Source organism: Janthinobacterium fluminis (assembly GCF_028595325.1).
Taxonomy (GTDB): domain Bacteria; phylum Pseudomonadota; class Gammaproteobacteria; order Burkholderiales; family Burkholderiaceae_D; genus Janthinobacterium; species Janthinobacterium fluminis.
In genome coordinates, this window is sequence record NZ_JAQQXR010000001.1 from 961,605 (window position 1) to 979,047 (window position 17,443).

The following is a 17,443-nucleotide window of genomic DNA, read 5'->3' on the forward strand; positions in this document are numbered from 1 at the left end:
GCCGTGGCCACGTAGCGCACTGTACAGTTCGGCATTTAAATGGTAAAACGAATTGTTTTTGTATATTTAACCCATTAAATTGCTTATTCGATGGCTTTGACGCTGAGACAGTTACAAATTTTTCTGGCCGTGGCCGACCACGGCAGCACGGCCGCCGCCGCCGACGCGGTGGCGCTGTCGCAATCGGCCGCCAGCGCCGCGCTCAATGAGCTGGAGTCGCTGCTGGGCGCGCAGTTGTTCGACCGCGTCGGCCGGCGCCTGGTCTTGAACGACAACGGCCGCCTGCTGCTACCCCAGGCGCGCCACATGGGCGACGCGGCCGCCAGCATCGAACGCCAGTTCGCCGGCGGCGCGCCGGCCGTGCCGGTCGGCCTGCGCATCGGCGCCAGCACCACCATCGGCAGCTACCTGCTGCCGGCGATACTGGCCGGCTTCGCCCGGCGCCACGGCCGCAGCACGCCGCAGGTGAGCATCGCCAACACGGCCGCCGTCGCCGCGGCCGTGGCGGAGTTCCGCGTCGACCTCGGGCTGATCGAGGGGCCGTGCCACCAGCCCGGGCTGCACGTCGAACCCTGGCTCAGCGACCGCATGATCGTCGTCGCCGCGCCCGGCCACGCCCTGGCCGGCGGCGGCAAGCTGGCGCCGGCGGCGCTGCGCGGCGCCGGCTGGCTGCTGCGCGAATCGGGCTCCGGCACGCGCGAGGCGGTCGAACACGCCTTGGTGCCGCATCTGCATTATCTGCATCCGGCCGGCGAATTCAGCAACTCCGAGGCGATCAAGTACGCGGCGGCGGCCGGGCTGGGCATCGCCTGCCTGTCGCGCGTGGTGGTGGCCGACCTGCTGGCCGGCGGCCAGCTCGTCGAACTCGACACGGCGCTGCCGCCGCTGCAGCGGCATTTCTACCTGATTCACCACGAGCGCAAGATGCTGTCGCCGCGCCTGGCCGCCTTCCTGCAGACTTGCCGCGAATATGGCGGCTGAGTCCGCAAACTGCGGGCGCCGTGACTATCTGAGAGATTTCCCGCCGGGGAACGCGGCACAATGGAACTGCGCCGGTGTGTGCGGGCGCCGCTACGGGGGGACATCATGGCCAAGCTACGCGGAATCGCGGCGCGCATCATCGACTTGAACACCGGTTTTTCGCCCATCAAATGGCGCGCCGTCTCCTTCGTCGTGCTGGTATGCGCGTCGCTGGTCGCGGTGCAAGCCTGGCTGACCTGGCGGGCGCGCGACATCCAGTTGCACGAAACGACGATCGCCACGGCCAATCTGGCGCAGGCGGTGGCGCAGCACGCTTACGACACCGTCAAGGAAACCGACACGATCCTCGTCGGCCTTGTGGAGCGGATGGAAACGGACGGACGCAAGCCTTCCCAACTGGAGCGCATCCACCGCTTGTTGATCAAGCGCGTGGGCGAGCTGCCGCAATTGCACGGGCTGTTTGTCTACGACCGCGACGGCGGCTGGCTGGTCAACTCGCAGCCGACGATGGCCAAAGGGCAAAACAACGCCGACCGCGAGTATTTTGCCTACCACCGCAGCCATGCGGAGCGCGGGCCGCACATCGGGCCGCCGATCCGCAGCAAATCCACCGGCGACTGGATCGTCACCGTCTCGCGGCGCATCGACGCGGCCGACGGCAGCTTTGCCGGCGTGGTGCTGGCGACCATCAAGATGGACTACTTCAGGTCCTTCTTCGAGCGCTTCATGATAGGCCGCTCCGGCGCCATCTTCGTCGCGCTCGACAACGGCATCATGCTGGTGCGCCGTCCGTTCGAGGAAAAATCGCTGGGCCGCAACATCTCCGCGCTGCCTCTGTTCCGCGATCATCTGCCGCGCGGGCCGGTCGGCACGGCCATCATCACCTCCGGCCAGGACGGCGTTACCCGCATCAACAGCTACCGCAAGCTGGAGCAATACCCGCTGGTGATCTCGGCGGCGCTGTCCAGGGACGAAATACTGGCCCAATGGCGGGCCGACGCCTACCTGCACGGCATCGGCGTCGGCCTGCTGGTGCTGGTGCTGGGCTGGATGGGCTGGCGCCTGGTGAGGCAGATCGAGCTGCGCAGCCAGACCGAGTCCGAGTTGGTACTCGCGCGCAACTCGCTGGAAACGCTCAACCGCACGCTGGAAAAACTGGCCATGCAAGACGGCTTGACGGGGCTGGCGAACCGGCGCCAGTTCGACGCCTCGCTGCAGGAAGAATTCAGCCGGGCCATGCGCAACGCCAGCTCGCTGGCGCTGATCATGATCGACGTCGACTGCTTCAAACAATACAACGACATCTACGGCCACCCGGCCGGCGACGAATGCCTGCGCGCCATTGGCAAAGTGGTGGCCGGCAGCAAACACCGGCCCGGCGACATCACGGCGCGCTACGGCGGCGAAGAAATGGCCGTACTACTGCCGGAAACGGACGTGGCCGGCGCCCTCATCGTGGCCGAAAACATCCGCAAGGCCATCAACAAACTACAACTACGCCATGCCGGCAACAACGGCGGCGTCGTCACCGTCAGCGCCGGCGTCGAAGCGTTCGCGCCGGTGCGGCTCGACAGCCGGCCCCTGGAACTGATCGAAGCGGCCGACCAGGCCCTCTACCAAGCCAAAGCGCACGGCCGCAACCGCGTCTGCGGCCCGGCAAAACAACTGCTGCACGCCGGCGACGCCGCAGCCTGAGGCGCATGCACCAAACCGGTGCTGGGGTCAGGTCTAGACATGGCGGTTTTGGGGGCGAAAACCGCCATGTCTAGACCTGACCCCATTTGGTTGCGGTAACTTTAGGGCGCGGACACTTCCCCGGCATTGTCATCGGCTTGTCACGCCGGGCATATATGCTGTTCGGCCGTCGCTCACATAAGGCTCGCCGCCCGCATGCTGCCCCTCCACCGTTCCAGCGTCATCGCCGCCCTCTACGCCGGCGCCGGTGCTCGACTACGCGCACCGGCCGCGCGGCGCGGCGCCGCCGTGGTATTCGCCCATGGCCAGCAGGGCAATAATTGCTCATTGCTACGTATCCATAGTACACTCGACTGTCACCCCCGCGCGCCCGCGTTCCCCTGGCTGCGCTGTGTGCCGTCGCGTCCATTTTGCTGCCCGCCGCGTGAAGCTGGCGGTGTGCGTGTGCCATCTCCCGCCGGGGCTTCCGGCAATTTCATAGTGTTCAATCGTGTATTCAGAATCGCAAATCGATCCGGTGGTGAATTTCCGCAACTCGCAGGGAGAATCCGTGCGCGCGACCATCATCAATTTGCAGCGCAAGGCGCTGGTGATGGAGGTCTACAACCCGTACTCCATCGTCCAGGTCAGCGAGGTGCTCGATGAGCTGACCGTGCGCCGCGGTATCAAAAGCATTTACCTCGGCAAGGCGGTCGTCATCAGCATGGTCAACACGGGTCTGACGGCGCTGGTGTCGGTGGCCTTGATCGACGAGTGGCGCGAGTTGAGCAATGTCGCCCTGGTGCCGGGCGCGCTGCGCCACGAGGCCGGCAATTTCGTGCGCGAATGGGACCAGCGCTTTTGCATACGCCGCGACTACCAGGTCGTCGTCAACGAAATGCGCGCCTTCCTGGCCGAGGTGTCGCGCTGGGTCGAACAGGTCGACATGTCGGACGCACTGCCGAAGCAGGATGGGCGCCTGCGCGAGGATGTCTTCTTCGAGCTGGCCGAGCCGCTGATGGAAAAGACGCGCCACTATTTCGACGAACTCAACGGCCAGGCCGCGCTGGTCGACGAGGAGCTGGCGCCGGCCCACCGCGCCTTCGTCCAGGCGGCGCTGCACCCGCTGATCCTGCGCGCCCCCTTCGTCTTCCGCACCTACACCAAGCCGCTCGGCTACGCCGGCGACTACCAGATGGTCAGGCAGATACTCGACGACCCGCGGCAGGGGCCGAGCACCTATTTCCAGATCGTCAATGCGGCCTTCCTGCAGACGGCCGTCGCGCACGCCCACCGCAACCGCATCGACATCCTGGTCGACTTCCTGGCCGGCCAGGCCGACGCGGCGCGGCTGGCCGGGCGCCCCTTCCGCGTGCTCAACGTCGGTTGCGGCCCGGCCGTCGAAATCCAGCGCTTCCTGCAGGAGTATCCGGAGCCGCACTGGCTGGCCTTCGAGCTGGTCGACTTCAGCGAGGAGACGCTGGCCTATACGCGCGCCACGCTGGCGCAGGCGCAGGCACAGGCGGCGCGCGGCCGCCAGGAGGTGGCGATCGACTATGTGCACGACTCCGTCCACCAACTGCTGAAGCGCCGCGTCAGCGCCACGCCGGCGCCGCAGGGCTTTGGCGAGTTCGACGCCGTCTACTGTGCCGGGCTGTTCGACTACCTGTCTGACAAGGTGTGTATACGGCTGATCAACCATTTCGTCGCGCGCATGCGCCGCGGAGGCCGCCTGCTGCTGACCAACGTCCACTCCGACAATCCGGAAAAGGCCGGCATGGAGCACCTGCTGGAATGGTATCTGATCTACCGCGACCAGGCGCAGATGGCGGCGCTGCTGCCGCCGCTGTCGACGGCGCAGCGCCTGTATGTCGACGCCACCGGCGTCAACGTCTTCGCCGAAGCGAGCAGCGCGTGCTGACGTCGGTGCCGGCGCCGGACGCCGAACTGCGCGGCCGGTACGACGCCACCCTCAGCGCCTACCGCCTGAAATTCAGCCGGGGCGGCGCCTGGACCGGCATCGCGCTGGTGCTATTTGGCGTCGGCCTCGACTACAGCCTGTATCCGCAGCAGCAACTGCGCTTCGCCCTGGTGCGCCTGCTGTTCGCCACGCTGATGCTGGCCGTCATCGGCGTCATGGGCAGCGACTGGGGGCGGCGCCGCGTGCCGGCGCTGACCTTCCTGTGGCTGCTGCTACCGCAGGCGATGATCGCCTGGATGATCTGGGTCACCGAGGGCGCCGATTCCATCTATTACGCCGGCTTGAACCTGGCCGTGTTCGCCTCGGCCATCGCGCTGCCGTTCAGCCTGTGGCAAAATGCCGCCCTTGGCGCGCTCAGCTACCTGTTCTACTTTGCCGCCTGCTACCTGCATCCGGGCGGCTTCGAGTGGCGCGGCGCCTTTGGCGTCAATTCCCTGTTCCTGATCTTCACAGCCATCGCCAGCGCCGTCTGCACCTTCTATAATGAACAGGCGCGTTTCATGTTGTTCCAGCTGAAGGCCGAGGTGGCCGATAAGAACAGCCAGCTGGAGCAAACCAACAAGAACCTGGCGGAGATCAAGGGACAAATGCTGCAACAGGAAAAAATGGCGGCGATCGGCACGCTGGCGGCCGGCTTGCTGCACGAAGTGAACAATCCGGTCAATTTCTGTCTGATGGCCATCGAGGTCGCCATCGAGGAGCCGGACGCCAAGGCCAACGACTTGCTGGCCGACTGCCTGAACGACGCGAAACAGGGGATGCAGCGCATCCAGCACATCGTCTCCGACCTGAAAACCTTCGCCTACAGGAAGGCCGGGGCGGGCGGCGAGGTGGAGGGCGCGCACTTTCTGTTCGAGCGCGCGCTCGACGCGGCCATCCGCCTGATCGGACACGAGCTCAAGGACGTTGCCGTCGCGCGCGCGCTGCCGGACGACACGCTGGTGTGCGGCGACGAGGCGGCCATCGTCGGCGTGCTGATCAATCTGCTGGGCAATGCCGCGCTGTCGCTGCGCCAGGGCGCCGCGCCGCACCGCATCGACGTCACGGCCGCCTGGGACGGGCCGCGCCTGCGCGTGGCCGTGCGCGACAACGGCCCCGGCATCGCCGCGCACAATCTGGCGCGGGTGTTCGAGCCCTTCTTCACGACGCGCGAAGTGGGGCAGGGCCTGGGCCTGGGGCTGAGCATCAGCTATAGCGTCATCGAACGCCACGGCGGTGCGCTGCTGGCCGACAGCGTCGTCGGCGAATGGACGCAAATGAGCTTCGATTTACCGCGCGCGGAATGGCAGGGCGCCGACGGCGGCGCCGCCACGAATTCTTCAGAACACATAAGGCAAGAGCATGACTGACTTTCCATCGCACGCACCGGCGATACTCTACGTCGACGACGAGGCTAACGCCCTCAAATACTTCCAACGTGCGATAGGCGGCCTGGCGCCCGTGCTGACGGCCGGCTCGGTCGAGGAGGGCAAGCGCCTGCTCGACGAGAACGCCGGGCGTATCGCCGTGCTGGTGTCGGACCAACGCATGCCCGGCGCCAACGGCAACGAACTGCTGTCCTACGCCTGGGACCGCCATCCGCACATCGTGCGCGTGCTGACCACCGCCTATTCCGAGCTGGAACAGACGGTGGAGGCGGTCAACCGCGGCCAGATCCACCGCTACATCCAGAAACCGTGGGAAATCGCCGCGCTGCGGATGGAAATGAAACAGGCGCTGGAACTGGCGCGGCTGCGCCGCGAACACGCCCAACTGCTGCGCGAAAAACTGCTGGTGCGGCAAAAGCAATCGGTGGCGAACCGCATCGGCACCATCTACACCCTGTGCGCCAGCCTGGCCGGCCCGGAACAACTGCTGCCCGTCGAAGCCTACCTGGCGGCCGCCCTGACGGCCGGGCTGACGCCGCCGGAACCGGACTGGCTGTTGATGGATTATGCCGACCTGGTCAGCGCGGAAGCGTTCCGCAGCGCCGCCTTCGGCGCCGCCGTGCGCGACCAGTTCGGGCGCATCGAACGCGACTACCCGGAGCGCGGCGTCGAACAAGCCGTCGAAATGCTGGCGGCCGCGTTCGGCGAGCGCCTGCACAGCGTCGGCGCCGGCAGCGCCATCTTCCGCGACGGGCGGGACCTGACCGAATTCCTGGAAACGCCCAGCAACGCCCCCGTGTCCGGGGCGCACGCGTTCTGGCTGGCCTGCCTGCTGTGGCTGGCCAAGCGCGGCTGGTCGCTGCAACTGACGCGCGGCGACGCCGGCCTGCAATGCCGGCTGGCGCAGGCGGAATTGCCGTTGACGCCGTCGCAACTGGCGGCCTGGATCGAGCAATTCTAAACGCCGTCGGCGCCCCGGGCGGGCGCCAACGGCGGCACGTTCACTTTTCCGCCACCGCCTTCATCCTGGCCAGGCCCGATTCGAAACTGCCGCCCAGCGGATGCTCGCGGCGGCCGAACAGGCCCTTCAGCTTGGTCCAGAAGGACGTGGGGCCGCGCATCTGCCACACCACCTTGGTTGAGTTTCCGAACGACACCAGGGTGAATTCGGCGCTACTGTGAATCTGCTCAGGCTGAAGGAAATCGAAATCGACAAAGACTCGCGACGGGTGGAAAGAGTCGGTGATTTCGATGCGGCCGCTACTGCGCTCCTCCTTGTCCTGCCACAGATAGGCTGCCCCCTTGCCCAGTTCAGCGCCGATAAAGGTGCGACTCAACTGGCTGTCGTCCCCCTCCCAAGGCGCCCAGAGCGCCCAGTTGTGCAGATCGTTAATCAGCGCCATGACTTTCTCCGGCGGCGCCTTGATCGTCACTTCGCGCTGTAATTTATACGTGCTGGGCTGGCCCGCCGCGAAGACGGCAAGAAGGAAGAACAGAAAAGAGGATACGACAGCAGTTTTCTTGAGCATATATTCCTCGGAAAATTTCAAGGTGAGATCGATGCCCACCTCGATTCATGCTAGCACGAAAATTAGTAAAATAGCATTCAATTTACACTATTATATCCAAAATGCATCATGTTGGTGCGGGTGCCGACATGCGAGAACGGCGCAGTCCGCACAGGACGGCTGTCGAAATGGCCGCGGTCCGCTAGAATGCCGGGCCGCCTGACCGCCGACGCGCGGGCTGGCGGGCATCCACCGCCCAACCCGAAGGAAACATGATTCAACACACCATCGCCGGCCTGCTGCTGGCGTGCGGCGCCCTGGCCGCCAACCTCGCCCACGCGGGCGGCTGCCCGGCCCACTACGTCGACGGCCGCCTGCCGGAAATCCGCAACCCCAAACTCAACAACGCGACCCGCGAACTGTGCTACGGCGTATTCGGCATCATGCACTCGGGCCTGACGCGCACCTCGCTGTGGTCGGCCGAACACCTGACGGCCGACAACATCGCGGCGGCGCAAACCCTGTCGCGCGAAAATACCTTCCACGCCGAAGCGGCGCTGCCGGCGGCGCAGCGGGCCGAACTGGCCGACTACGCGCGCAGCGGCTTCGACCGTGGCCACATGGCGCCGAACGGCGACATGCCGGACCGCCAGAGCCAGCACGAAAGCTTCACGCTGGCCAACATGGTGCCGCAAGACGGCGACAACAACCGCCACGTCTGGGCCGGCATCGAAGGGGCGGTGCGCAAACTGGCGCAAAAGGAGGGCGAGCTCTACATCATCACCGGCCCCGCCTTCATCGGCGGCAACCTGCAAAAAATCGGCAACGTCCTCGTCCCCAGCCACATCTACAAAGTCGTCTACAGTCCGCGGCAGCGCGCCGGGGCCGCCTACTTCATCGAAAACAAAGCCACGGACGACTACGAAATCCTGAGCGTCGCGGCGCTGGAAAACGCCATCGGCATCAACCTGCTGCCGTCGCTGACAGCGCGCCAAAAAGAAACCATACTACGCCTGCCAGCGGTCCGCGCCAAAAAGAAATCGCGCCGCTAAACGCTGGGGTCAGGTCTAGACATGACGGTTTTTGCGAAAAAACCACAGCTGCCGCATATGCAACAATGGGGTCAGGTCTAGACATGGCGGTTTTTGGCTGGAAAACCGCCATGTCTAGACCTGACCCCAGGGGTGTTTGAAACATTTTGAGGAGTAGAAGATGAGTGCACGTAAGTTTGTTCCGTATGCGAATGAGAGCGATGTGGTGCATGTCGGCCATTTGATGGTCGAGAACCGGCTCGACCGGATTACGCTCAGCGGCGATGTGGATTTGACGGCCGATCAGGCCGGGCTGGCTTATGCGAAGCAGTTGCAGCAGTTGTTGGCGGCCATCGTCGCGACGCTGGAGGGCCAGGAGTTGCCGGCCAGTTTGCCCAAGCCGCCCGTGCGCACGGTCGCCAATCCTTTCGAGTAGGCGCTGCACCCGCCCATAAAAAAGGCGCTGGCGGCAAACCTGCCGTCAGCGCCTTTTTTGACGCTTGCCCCGCTTAGTTGGCGAAGGCTTGCGCGGCCGGTGTGATGGTCACCGCCTCAGGCTTGATGTTGAGCTTGAGTTTGCCGATTTGCTGGTCTTCGTCGAGCAGTTGCTTCGGCTTGTCGGCGTCGTATTTGATCGGCGAGAAGGCGTCGCCCAGCAGTTTGTCCTTCAGGCCGGCGGCGTCCTTGGCGATCATGACGACGGACAGGTTTTGCGCCGACAGGTGCCGTTTAATGGCGGCGTTGACGTCGGCCGCGCTCAGTTTGCTCAAGCCTTCGCGCATCATGCGTGTGAATTCCGCCGTGCCATACCATTGCGAGTCGAGCGCGTAGCCGAGTTGCTGGTCTTGCGTCGACGTCATCACGAAGACGTTTTTCATCAGGTAGCCACGGGTCGTTTCGAATTGTTCCTGCGTCAGGCCGTTGGCGATCAGCTTGTCGAGTTCGGTGAGCGCGACGCGCAGCGCGAAGTGGGCGTTTTCCGGCGCGACCGGACGGATCCACACTTCGAACAGTTGCGCCTTGCGGCCCAGGTTCGGGCTCGGGAAGAACTGGTACATGCCGCGCGGGAAGGCTTCGATGTAGGCGTAGTCGCCGTAGTTCATGCCGCGCATTTCGCGGATGCGCTGGTACAGGTGCGAGTTCGACGCGCGGTGCTCGCCCAGCCAGGTCTTGGCCAGCCACAGGGCCGGGAAGTCCGGATGGGAGCGCGTGACGCTCGTCGGCAGGCCGAAGGAGATCGCCGTCGCGCGGGTGTTTTTCTCGATGATTTCCACTTCCAGTCCGGCCGCCTTGTGGCCGGCCGGCACCGCCGTGGCGGGCAGGCCGGCGCCGGCGGGCAGCTTGGCCAGCGCCAGTTTCAGGGAGTCCGTCATGGCCTCGCTGACGGCGCCGGAGATGCCGACCCGCACCGCGCCCTGGGTGTAGGCGCTTTGCCAGAATTGCTTGACGTCGTCCAGGGTGATCGCCTCGATGCCCTTGAGCGTGCCCAGCGCCGGGTGGCCGTAGGGCGTGCCGGCGTAGACATTGGTTTGCAGGCGTTCCTTGCCGAACTCTTCCTCGTTATTGTCCTTCAGGTCGAGCAGCAGGGCGTTTTTCTGCGCGTCCTTCAGGCGGCGGAAGTCGTCCTCGCGGAAGCCCGGCGCCAGCAGCATCGGCATGGCGATGGCGCTGAACTGGCTCCAGTTGTCCTTGTGGATGGCGCCGGTGAAGGTGGTCATTTCCTTGTCGGTTTGCTCGCTGAAGCTGCCGGCCAGCGGGAACAGGGATTTGCTGATTTCGTCGATCTTGCGTTCGCTGGAGCCGGCCGAGGCGACCATCGCCGCCGTCAGCGCCGCCAGCCCTTCCTTGCCGGCCGGGTCGTGCGCCGAGCCGGCCGCGAAGACCAGCTTGAAGCGGATCTGCGGCAGCGCCGACGCCTGCACCAGCACGTCGAACTTGGCGGCGCCGGGCTTCGGCTCGAAGCTGGCCAGGGTCGGCAGCGCCGCGATGGCGGCGGGCATGGCCTGGTTCGACAGCGTCGTCACGACCATGCCGTCGTCGACCAGGTATTTGCGGGCGGCGGCCTGCAGGTCGGCCGGCGTCAGCGCGTCGATCAGGCGGTAGTATTCGTTGATGGTGGCGTAGGAGCGCTCGTAGTGGACGAAGGACACCAGCGTGCCGGCGATCTGTTCGGTGTTGTCGAGCGAGCGGATCAGGCCGTATTTCTGCGCCGATTTGGCGTCGGCCAGGTCTTTCTCGCTGACGGGCGTGCTGCGCAGCTTGGCCACGGTTTGCATAATGGCGTCGCGCACGTAGACGGCGTCGTCGAGTTTCTTGACGCGGGCGCCGATGGTCGCCAGCGTCGGATCGACGCGGCCCGGGGTCGAGTCGAACAGCTGGTCAATCTTTTGCTCGTCCTGCACCAGGCGCTTGTACAGCGGCGAGGTGCGGCCGAAGGACAGGGCCAGCAGCGTGCTCAGCGCGGCCTGGTCCTTGACCTTGGTGGAGAACGCCGGCGCGCGGAAGGACACGGTGACCCAGGGCAGGGTCGGCGTCGGCCAAGGCACATGCTTGTAGATGGCGCCCTGCGGCGCCGGCTCGACCGGCACGGCGGCCTGGACGCTGCCGCGCTGCCATTTGCTCCAGTATTTTTCCACCAGCGCGACCGCCTGCTGCGGATTGACGTCGCCGGCGATGATGATGGTGGTGCGCTCCGGGCGATACCAGCGGTCGAAGAACACTTTCGAGTAGGCGTACTGGTTCGGCATGTCCTCGATGTCCTTGATGAAGCCCATCGTGGTGTGCTTGTAGGTGTGCTTCTGGTAGGCGCCGTCGCGCATCACCTCGAACAGCTTCGACACCGGGTTGGCGCTGTTCTTGTTGTACTCGCCCAGCACGGCGCGCGATTCGGTCTTGAACGCGTCTTCCGGGTAGGACAGGCTCTGGAAGCGGTCGGCCTCGACTTTGAGCATGGTTTCCAGGTCGTCCTTGGCGAAGGTCGTGTGGTAATTGGTCAGGTCGTCGCTGGTGTAGGCGTTCTGCCGCGCGCCGGCCTTGGTGATGATTTCCTGGTATTTTTCAGGCGGATAGGCCTTGGTGCCGCGGAACATCATGTGCTCGAAGAAGTGGGCGAAGCCCGACTTGCCCGGCTCGACCTCGTTGCGCGAGCCGGTCTGTACGGGGATGTGCAGCGAGACGAGATTCGGGAAGCCGGTCGGCACGACGATGATCTTCAGGCCGTTGGAAAGGGTTTTTTCGGTGGCCTTGAACGGCAGCAGGTCGGCTTTTGCCGGCACCGGCTTGGCCGCGCCGGCGGGCAGGTCCGCGGCCAGCGCGGACGAGGCCAGCCAAGGTAGGGCCAGGGCGAAAATGGGGACGAGTTTTGACACGAAAGCTCCTTCGTTGTTGTTATGGGAAAGTGCAAGGGCCGAAGCATAAAATATTCAAGCCGGAATGCCTAGGACAATCTGTGCGCCGGCCGGGGCGCGCGCGGCGCCCGGAATGTTGTTGAAAATAGCATATCATGGCGCATGACTCCCGGTTATATCGACCACATCACCGTGACGGCCCCCTCGCTGGACGAGGGAGTGGCCTATGTGCGCGAGGCGCTCGGCGTGGCGCCCCAGGCGGGCGGCGCGCACCCGCGCATGGGCACCCACAACCGCCTGCTCAGGCTGGGTGCGGACTTGTTTTTGGAAGTGATCGCGGCGGACCCGGCCGCCGCGCCTCCGAGCCGGCCGCGCTGGTTCCAGCTGGACGACGCGCAATACAATTGCCGGCCGCGTTTGGCGACCTGGGTGGTGCGCGTCGCCGCCATCGACGCCGCGGCGGCGGCCTGCGCGTTCGCGCCCGGCGCCGTCGAGCCGATGACGCGCGGGGCGCTGAGCTGGCGCATCACGATTCCGCCGGACGGCCGGCTGGCGCTCGATGGCGCCGCGCCGGCCTTGATCGAATGGGATGTGGCGGCCCATCCGGCGGCCGCCATGCCGGACCTGGGCTGCTCGCTGCTGGGCCTGGAGGTGTGCCACCCGGACGCCGGGCGGCTGCGCGCCATGCTGGCCGGCCTGGCCTGCGCCGGGCCGGTGCGGGTGGCGCAGCTTGAGGCCGGCGCGCAGCCTTACCTGCTTGCCCTTATCCGCACGCCGGCCGGCGTGCGCCGCCTGGGCGGCCCTGATTGACTAGATGGTGTCGGTGTCGGGCAGGCTGATGCGGTTGCGGCCCATGTGCTTGGCGCGGTAGAGCGCCGTGTCGGCCGTCGCCACCAACTGGCTGGGCGACGAAGCGGGCGAGGGCAGGGCGGTGGCGGCGCCGATGCTGACGGTGACGTAGTCGCGTCCCTGCTTGCGCTTGGGCAGTTGCAGCTGCTCGACGCGGCTGCGGATGCGCTCGGCCACGATGGCGGCGCCCTTCAGCGACTGGTTCGGCAGGATCACGGCGAACTCCTCGCCGCCGTAGCGCGCCACCAGGTCGTTGGCGCGCATTTCGCTGGCGACGGCGCCGGCGATGCGCTGCAGGCATTCGTCGCCGCCCAGGTGGCCGTGGGCGTCGTTGTACTCCTTGAAATTGTCGACGTCGACCATCAGCAGCGACAGCGCCTGCTGCTGGCGCAGGGCGCGCTGCCACTCGGCGCGCAGGGTGTCGTCGAAGCAGCGCCGGTTGGCCAGGCTGGTCAGGCCGTCGCGCGTGGCCAGTTGCTCCAGCGCGATCTGGGCCCGCTTCTCGTCGGTCATGTCGCGCAAGGTTTCGACGACGGCGACGATGCTGCCGTCGCCGCCGTAGATGGGGCTGGCGTCGACGGCCAGGTAGCGGCGCCGCCCCACGCGCGGCATGTCGCACCAGTTTTCCACGCACAGGTTGTTGCCGGCGTCGTTGCGGTGGCCGTGCTGGGTGTAGAGCTTGTGGATGTCGGCCGTGCGCCCCTGCACCACCAGGTCGGCCAGCGTCGGCCGCGCCTCGCTGTAGAAACTGCGCCAGTGGTCCGAGGTGCCCAGCACCTCGTAGGCCGAGACACCGGTCAGGCGTTCGCAGGCGCGGTTCCAGATGATCACTTTGCAATTGCCGTCAAGGACGAAGGTCGGGATCACCAGCAGTTCCATCATCTTGATCGCAAAGCCGTGCTGTTGCTCGGACTGCGGATACTCCAGGTGCTGGACGTTGGGATGGCTGGTCATGAGCGGGTCCTTATCCGATGCTGGTGGCGCACGCCGGACATTGTTGTTGATGATGATAAATAGTTATCGGATACAAGTTTTGATTCTGCTACCGGCGACGGCGGGCACGCTTGACATTACGCAACATTCTCACCGGTTATTGCGTTAGGACGGGCGGCCGCCGGGCCTCCTCAGCAGGCTGGCAAGGCCAGGGCCAGCGGGATGGACAGCGACAGCGCGGTGCCCTGGCCGGGCCGGCTGTCGATGGCGAAACGGCCGCCGGCGGCGGCGACCCGGTCTTTGATGCCCAGCAAACCGCAGCCGCAGGGCGTGTGTTCGGACGGCATGCCGACGCCGTTGTCGCGCACCGTCATCGTCAGTGCGGCGGCGTTGCGGTGCAGGCCGATCTGCACGGCGCTGGCCTTGGCGTGGCGGGCCACGTTCGACAGCGACTCCTGCAGCACGCGCAGCACCATCGTGTCGAGCTCGGCGTTGGCGGCGCCGTCGAGGGCGCCGCCGTCGGCGTCGAGTTCGCAGCCGATGCCGCTGATGCGCGAAAATTCGCTGAGCTGGCGTTCCACGGCCACCTTCAGGCCGGCCTCCAGCGCCGTCGGGCGCAGGTCGTTGATGATGCAGCGCAGCGACTGGATGGTCAGTTCGATATTCTCGGCGACGACGCCCAGCTTCTGGTGCAATTGCGGATGCAGCGCCGCGCAGCTGCGCCGCAGCAGCGCGATGTCGATTTTGATGGCCAGCAGATTCTGGCCGAGGTCGTCGTGGATGTCGCGGCCGATGCGGCGGCGCTCGTTTTCCTTGATGGCGTCCTGCAGGGCGGCCAGCTTGCACAGGCTGGTCTGGGTGTCGAGCAGGGCCCGCTCGGCGCTGACGCGCAGCATGCGTTGCCGGGCGACGTCGCGGCGCAGGCTGGCCACGGTGTCGCCCCGGCGGCGCCGGCGCCATAGCGCGGCGGCGACGCCCAGGGCCAGCAGCGCGGTCACGGCGGGCAGGTCGAGCGCGCCGGGTTGTTGCCAGAGGGTGTCGCCGAGGACCGTCGGCTCGGCCGACGCCGTCAGGGCGCCGCTGCAGCCGACGCAAGCGGCCAGGACCAGGCGTTGCGGTGTGAACTTCATGGCCTTCTTCATCATCCCAACGTGGAATTGAGCAGTCTGAAAACGGATCACTTTCATGAACATATCCGCGGCCGGCGGCTTGCGCATTGTTGAAGCTCAAATATTCCGGATTTTTTAGGGGAATTGGGGCGGGTATGCATCAAAAATTGGCGGCTTTCCCACGGGAGGCGGCGGCCCGGCATATAATAGAGGGTTGTCAATCGGGTTTTGCGGCTGTCATCGTTGACGCCCCGCCCTCGCCGCGCGCCGGCGAGCGCCCATGCGGGCCCGCTCTTAGGAAATACAGTGACTTACAGCATCAAAGAAATCTTTTACACCTTGCAGGGCGAGGGCGCCCACGCGGGTCGCCCGGCCGTGTTCTGCCGCTTTTCCGGCTGCAATCTGTGGAGCGGCCGCGAAAGCGACCGCGCCGCCGCCGTCTGCACCTTCTGCGACACGGACTTCGTCGGCACCGACGGCGAGCGCGGCGGCAAGTTCGCCAGCCCGGAAGCCCTGGCCGCCGTCATCGACAGCCTGTGGCCGGCCAGCTACCCGGCCAGCAAATACGTCGTCTTCACGGGCGGCGAACCGCTGCTGCAACTGGACGAGGCGCTGATCGCCGCGATGCACGGCGCCGGCTTTGAAATCGCCATCGAAACCAACGGCACGCTGCCGGTGCCGTCCGGCGTCGACTGGGTTTGCGTCAGCCCGAAAATGGGCGCGAAGCTGGTGGTCCACAAGGGCAATGAAATCAAAGTCGTCATCCCCCAGTTCCAGCAAGACCTGGCCGCCTACGAGGGCCTCGACTTCGACAACTTCTTCGTGCAGGCGATGGACGGCCCGCTGGCCGAGCAGAATACCCGCCTGGCGATCGAAACCTGCAAGCGCAACCCGAAGTGGAAACTGAGCCTGCAAACCCATAAACTTTTACAGATACCATAAGATGTTAACAATCACACGCAAGCTCGAATTCGACGCCGGCCACCGCATTCCCGACCACAAAAGCCAGTGCCGCAACCTGCACGGCCACCGCTACACGGTGGAAATCACGCTGGTGGGGCAGATCATCCAGGCCGAGGGCAATTCCGACAACGGCATGATCATGGACTTCTCCGACATCAAGGCGCTGGCCAAGGAACACCTGGTCGACGTCTGGGACCACGCCTTCCTCGTCTACGAGAAAGACCACGCCGTGCGCGACTTCCTGGCCACCTTGCCGGACCACAAAACCGTCGTCATCGACCGCATCCCGACCGTCGAAAACCTGGCGCAGATCGCCTTCGAGATCCTGAAGGCGGCGTACCAGGACCGTTTCGGCACCGGCCTGCACCTGCACAAGCTGGTGCTGCACGAAACCCCGAACTGCTGGGCAGAGATCACCGATGCCTGACGCCGATTTCATGCAACTGGCCTTGGCGCAGGCGCAGCACGCATGGGACCTGGGTGAGGTGCCGGTGGGCGCCGTCGTGGTCAAGGACGGCGTCGTCATCGCCACCGGCTATAACCAGCCGATCGGGCGCCACGACCCGACGGCGCACGCGGAAATCGTCGCGCTGCGGGCCGCCGCCGAAAAACTCGGCAACTACCGGCTGCCCGGCTGCGAACTGTACGTGACGCTGGAGCCGTGCGTGATGTGCTCGGGCGCGATGCTGCACGCGCGCCTGTCGCGCGTCGTCTACGGCGCCAGCGACCCGAAGACGGGGGCCTGCGGCTCCGTCGTCAACCTGTTCGCGCAGGAACAACTGAACCACCAGACCGACATCGCCGGCGCCGTCATGGCCGAGGAGTGCGGCGCTTTTCTGAAACGCTTCTTCGCCGAGCGACGCAGCGCCAAGGCGGCGCAACGCCTGGCGGCGGGCGCCGCGGCGCTGCCGGAATAGCCACACTGGCGCTCCGGGGCGCTGGCGTGGTATGTTGCGCCCCCATTCATTTTAATAAATAGATATGACATCGCGCGCGCCTTGGTATCGTTCGTCCACACAGATTGCTCACCCTCATCGCCTGCGGCCCCTGATCGCCATGCTGTGCTGCCTGGCCGGCGCGGCGGTCCACGCGGCCGCGCTTGATCCCATTGATGGCGTCGAGGTCAGCACCAAGCCGGCGCTGGCGGCCAGTGCGCAGACCTGCGCCATGCCCGTGCCGGTCAATTCAGGCGAGGGCATGGTCGCGCTGCTGCTTCTGGTTGGCGCCGATGGCAAGGTTGGCGGCACGCGGCTCATCAGAAGCAGCGGCAGTGCCGACCGCGACAGCCAGGTGAGCAGCGCCATGATGGGCTGTAAATTTGTGCCCGCGATGAAGGACGGGGTGGCCGCGCCCGCCTGGTTTCCCTACGTTTACCAATGGCGAAAGCCGGTGAAGCGGACTGTGGCGGCGAGCATGAGTTCCTGCGATTTCAAGCCGGAATGGCCGGAAGAGGCATTGCGCCTCAACCAGCAGGGAACCGTCGACCTGTTATTTCTTGTCGGTATAGACGGCGTGGTGCGCCAGTCGAAGATCACCAAGTCCAGCGGCTTTCCCCTCTTGGATGAGGCCGCGCGGCAGAGCATCCAGCATTGCGTATTCACGCCGGCGATCGTGGACGGCAAGCCGACGGAGGACTGGGCGCCGCTACAGTACACCTGGAAGATCGACGATTAACTCGCCGCCAGGGCTTGCCGGGCAGG

16 protein-coding genes are annotated in these 17,443 nt (G+C 65.6%); 12 read left to right on the forward strand and 4 right to left on the reverse strand.

The annotated features are described in order from the left end of the window. Positions 1 to 90 precede the first annotated feature (90 nt). The 5 genes from OIK44_RS04270 to OIK44_RS04290 all read left to right on the forward strand — a co-directional run bounded on the left by OIK44_RS04270 (position 91) and on the right by OIK44_RS04290 (position 6,964). Positions 91 to 981: a LysR family transcriptional regulator gene (locus OIK44_RS04270; RefSeq protein ID WP_273669433.1), complete on the forward strand. Its 891-nt coding sequence runs from the start codon at positions 91 to 93 to the stop codon at positions 979 to 981. A gap of 105 nt (positions 982 to 1,086) precedes the next feature. Then, the gene (locus OIK44_RS04275; protein ID WP_273669435.1) at positions 1,087 to 2,676 is read left to right on the forward strand and encodes a sensor domain-containing diguanylate cyclase; all 1,590 of its coding nucleotides are present in this window, start codon (positions 1,087 to 1,089) and stop codon (positions 2,674 to 2,676) included. Positions 2,677 to 3,166: 490 nt separating this feature from the next. Further along, complete coding sequence (locus tag OIK44_RS04280) at positions 3,167 to 4,576, forward strand: class I SAM-dependent methyltransferase (protein ID WP_273669437.1); 1,410 nt, start codon at positions 3,167 to 3,169, stop codon at positions 4,574 to 4,576. Then, on the forward strand, positions 4,570 to 5,985 hold the full coding sequence (locus OIK44_RS04285; protein WP_273669439.1) for a sensor histidine kinase: 1,416 nt from the start codon (positions 4,570 to 4,572) through the stop codon (positions 5,983 to 5,985). Before OIK44_RS04280 ends, OIK44_RS04285 begins: the two co-directional genes overlap by 7 nt. After that, positions 5,978 to 6,964 carry a response regulator gene (locus OIK44_RS04290; RefSeq protein ID WP_273669440.1) on the forward strand — a complete coding sequence of 329 codons (987 nt, stop codon included), beginning with the start codon at positions 5,978 to 5,980 and terminating at the stop codon, positions 6,962 to 6,964. Before OIK44_RS04285 ends, OIK44_RS04290 begins: the two co-directional genes overlap by 8 nt. A 40-nt stretch (positions 6,965 to 7,004) precedes the next feature. Here OIK44_RS04290 and OIK44_RS04295 read toward each other — a convergent pair whose 3' ends face one another. Further along, complete coding sequence (locus OIK44_RS04295; protein ID WP_273669442.1) at positions 7,005 to 7,571, reverse strand: SRPBCC family protein; 567 nt, start codon at positions 7,569 to 7,571, stop codon at positions 7,005 to 7,007. Between the two features lie 212 nt (positions 7,572 to 7,783). Here OIK44_RS04295 and OIK44_RS04300 point away from each other — a divergent pair, with 212 nt between their 5' ends. Together OIK44_RS04300 and OIK44_RS04305 are read left to right on the forward strand one after the other, a co-directional pair. Further along, positions 7,784 to 8,563, forward strand: a complete 780-nt coding sequence (locus OIK44_RS04300; RefSeq protein WP_273669444.1) for a DNA/RNA non-specific endonuclease — start codon at positions 7,784 to 7,786, stop codon at positions 8,561 to 8,563. Positions 8,564 to 8,723: 160 nt separating this feature from the next. Beyond that, positions 8,724 to 8,978 carry a hypothetical protein gene (locus OIK44_RS04305; protein WP_273669446.1) on the forward strand — a complete coding sequence of 85 codons (255 nt, stop codon included), beginning with the start codon at positions 8,724 to 8,726 and terminating at the stop codon, positions 8,976 to 8,978. Between the two features lie 73 nt (positions 8,979 to 9,051). Here OIK44_RS04305 and OIK44_RS04310 read toward each other — a convergent pair whose 3' ends face one another. Beyond that, on the reverse strand, positions 9,052 to 11,910 hold the full coding sequence (locus OIK44_RS04310) for a M16 family metallopeptidase (RefSeq protein WP_273669448.1): 2,859 nt from the start codon (positions 11,908 to 11,910) through the stop codon (positions 9,052 to 9,054). A 141-nt stretch (positions 11,911 to 12,051) separates the two neighbouring features. Between OIK44_RS04310 and OIK44_RS04315 the strand changes: the two genes are divergently transcribed. Then, a complete protein-coding gene (locus OIK44_RS04315) occupies positions 12,052 to 12,699 on the forward strand; it encodes a VOC family protein (RefSeq protein ID WP_273669450.1) in 648 nt (215 codons plus the stop codon). Here OIK44_RS04315 and OIK44_RS04320 read toward each other — a convergent pair whose 3' ends face one another. Both OIK44_RS04320 and OIK44_RS04325 read right to left on the reverse strand, forming a co-directional pair. After that, entirely contained in the window at positions 12,700 to 13,692 is a 993-nt protein-coding gene (locus OIK44_RS04320) for a sensor domain-containing diguanylate cyclase (RefSeq protein WP_273669451.1), read from the reverse strand. 170 nt (positions 13,693 to 13,862) lie between these two features. Then, positions 13,863 to 14,801 (reverse strand): sensor histidine kinase, encoded by a 939-nt coding sequence (locus OIK44_RS04325; RefSeq protein ID WP_273669452.1) that lies wholly within the window; start codon positions 14,799 to 14,801, stop codon positions 13,863 to 13,865. A 285-nt stretch (positions 14,802 to 15,086) separates the two neighbouring features. Between OIK44_RS04325 and queE the strand changes: the two genes are divergently transcribed. From queE to OIK44_RS04345, 4 genes are all read left to right on the forward strand, one after another. Then, the gene (gene queE, locus OIK44_RS04330; RefSeq protein WP_273669453.1) at positions 15,087 to 15,722 is read left to right on the forward strand and encodes a 7-carboxy-7-deazaguanine synthase; all 636 of its coding nucleotides are present in this window, start codon (positions 15,087 to 15,089) and stop codon (positions 15,720 to 15,722) included. 1 nt (position 15,723) lies between these two features. Next, complete coding sequence (gene queD, locus OIK44_RS04335; protein WP_273669454.1) at positions 15,724 to 16,170, forward strand: 6-carboxytetrahydropterin synthase QueD; 447 nt, start codon at positions 15,724 to 15,726, stop codon at positions 16,168 to 16,170. After that, on the forward strand, positions 16,163 to 16,660 hold the full coding sequence (gene tadA, locus OIK44_RS04340) for a tRNA adenosine(34) deaminase TadA (protein WP_273669455.1): 498 nt from the start codon (positions 16,163 to 16,165) through the stop codon (positions 16,658 to 16,660). The genes queD and tadA overlap by 8 nt, the downstream gene beginning before the upstream one ends. Before the next feature lie 64 nt (positions 16,661 to 16,724). Further along, positions 16,725 to 17,417, forward strand: a complete 693-nt coding sequence (locus OIK44_RS04345) for a TonB family protein (RefSeq protein ID WP_273669456.1) — start codon at positions 16,725 to 16,727, stop codon at positions 17,415 to 17,417. Positions 17,418 to 17,443 lie beyond the last annotated feature (26 nt).

Bases quoted from the DNA above. Each gene is read 5' to 3' on its own strand.
- OIK44_RS04275 (WP_273669435.1), top strand. From the start codon at position 1,087: ATGGCCAAGCTACGCGGAATCGCGGCGCGCATCATCGACTTGAACACC.
- queD (WP_273669454.1), top strand. From the start codon at position 15,724: ATGTTAACAATCACACGCAAGCTCGAATTCGACGCCGGCCACCGCATT.
- OIK44_RS04320 (WP_273669451.1), bottom strand. From the start codon at position 13,692: ATGACCAGCCATCCCAACGTCCAGCACCTGGAGTATCCGCAGTCCGAG.
- OIK44_RS04290 (WP_273669440.1), top strand. From the start codon at position 5,978: ATGACTGACTTTCCATCGCACGCACCGGCGATACTCTACGTCGACGAC.
- OIK44_RS04325 (WP_273669452.1), bottom strand. From the start codon at position 14,801: ATGAAGTTCACACCGCAACGCCTGGTCCTGGCCGCTTGCGTCGGCTGC.
- OIK44_RS04305 (WP_273669446.1), top strand. From the start codon at position 8,724: ATGAGTGCACGTAAGTTTGTTCCGTATGCGAATGAGAGCGATGTGGTG.
- OIK44_RS04315 (WP_273669450.1), top strand. From the start codon at position 12,052: ATGACTCCCGGTTATATCGACCACATCACCGTGACGGCCCCCTCGCTG.
- OIK44_RS04270 (WP_273669433.1), top strand. From the start codon at position 91: ATGGCTTTGACGCTGAGACAGTTACAAATTTTTCTGGCCGTGGCCGAC.
- OIK44_RS04300 (WP_273669444.1), top strand. From the start codon at position 7,784: ATGATTCAACACACCATCGCCGGCCTGCTGCTGGCGTGCGGCGCCCTG.
- tadA (WP_273669455.1), top strand. From the start codon at position 16,163: ATGCCTGACGCCGATTTCATGCAACTGGCCTTGGCGCAGGCGCAGCAC.
- OIK44_RS04345 (WP_273669456.1), top strand. From the start codon at position 16,725: ATGACATCGCGCGCGCCTTGGTATCGTTCGTCCACACAGATTGCTCAC.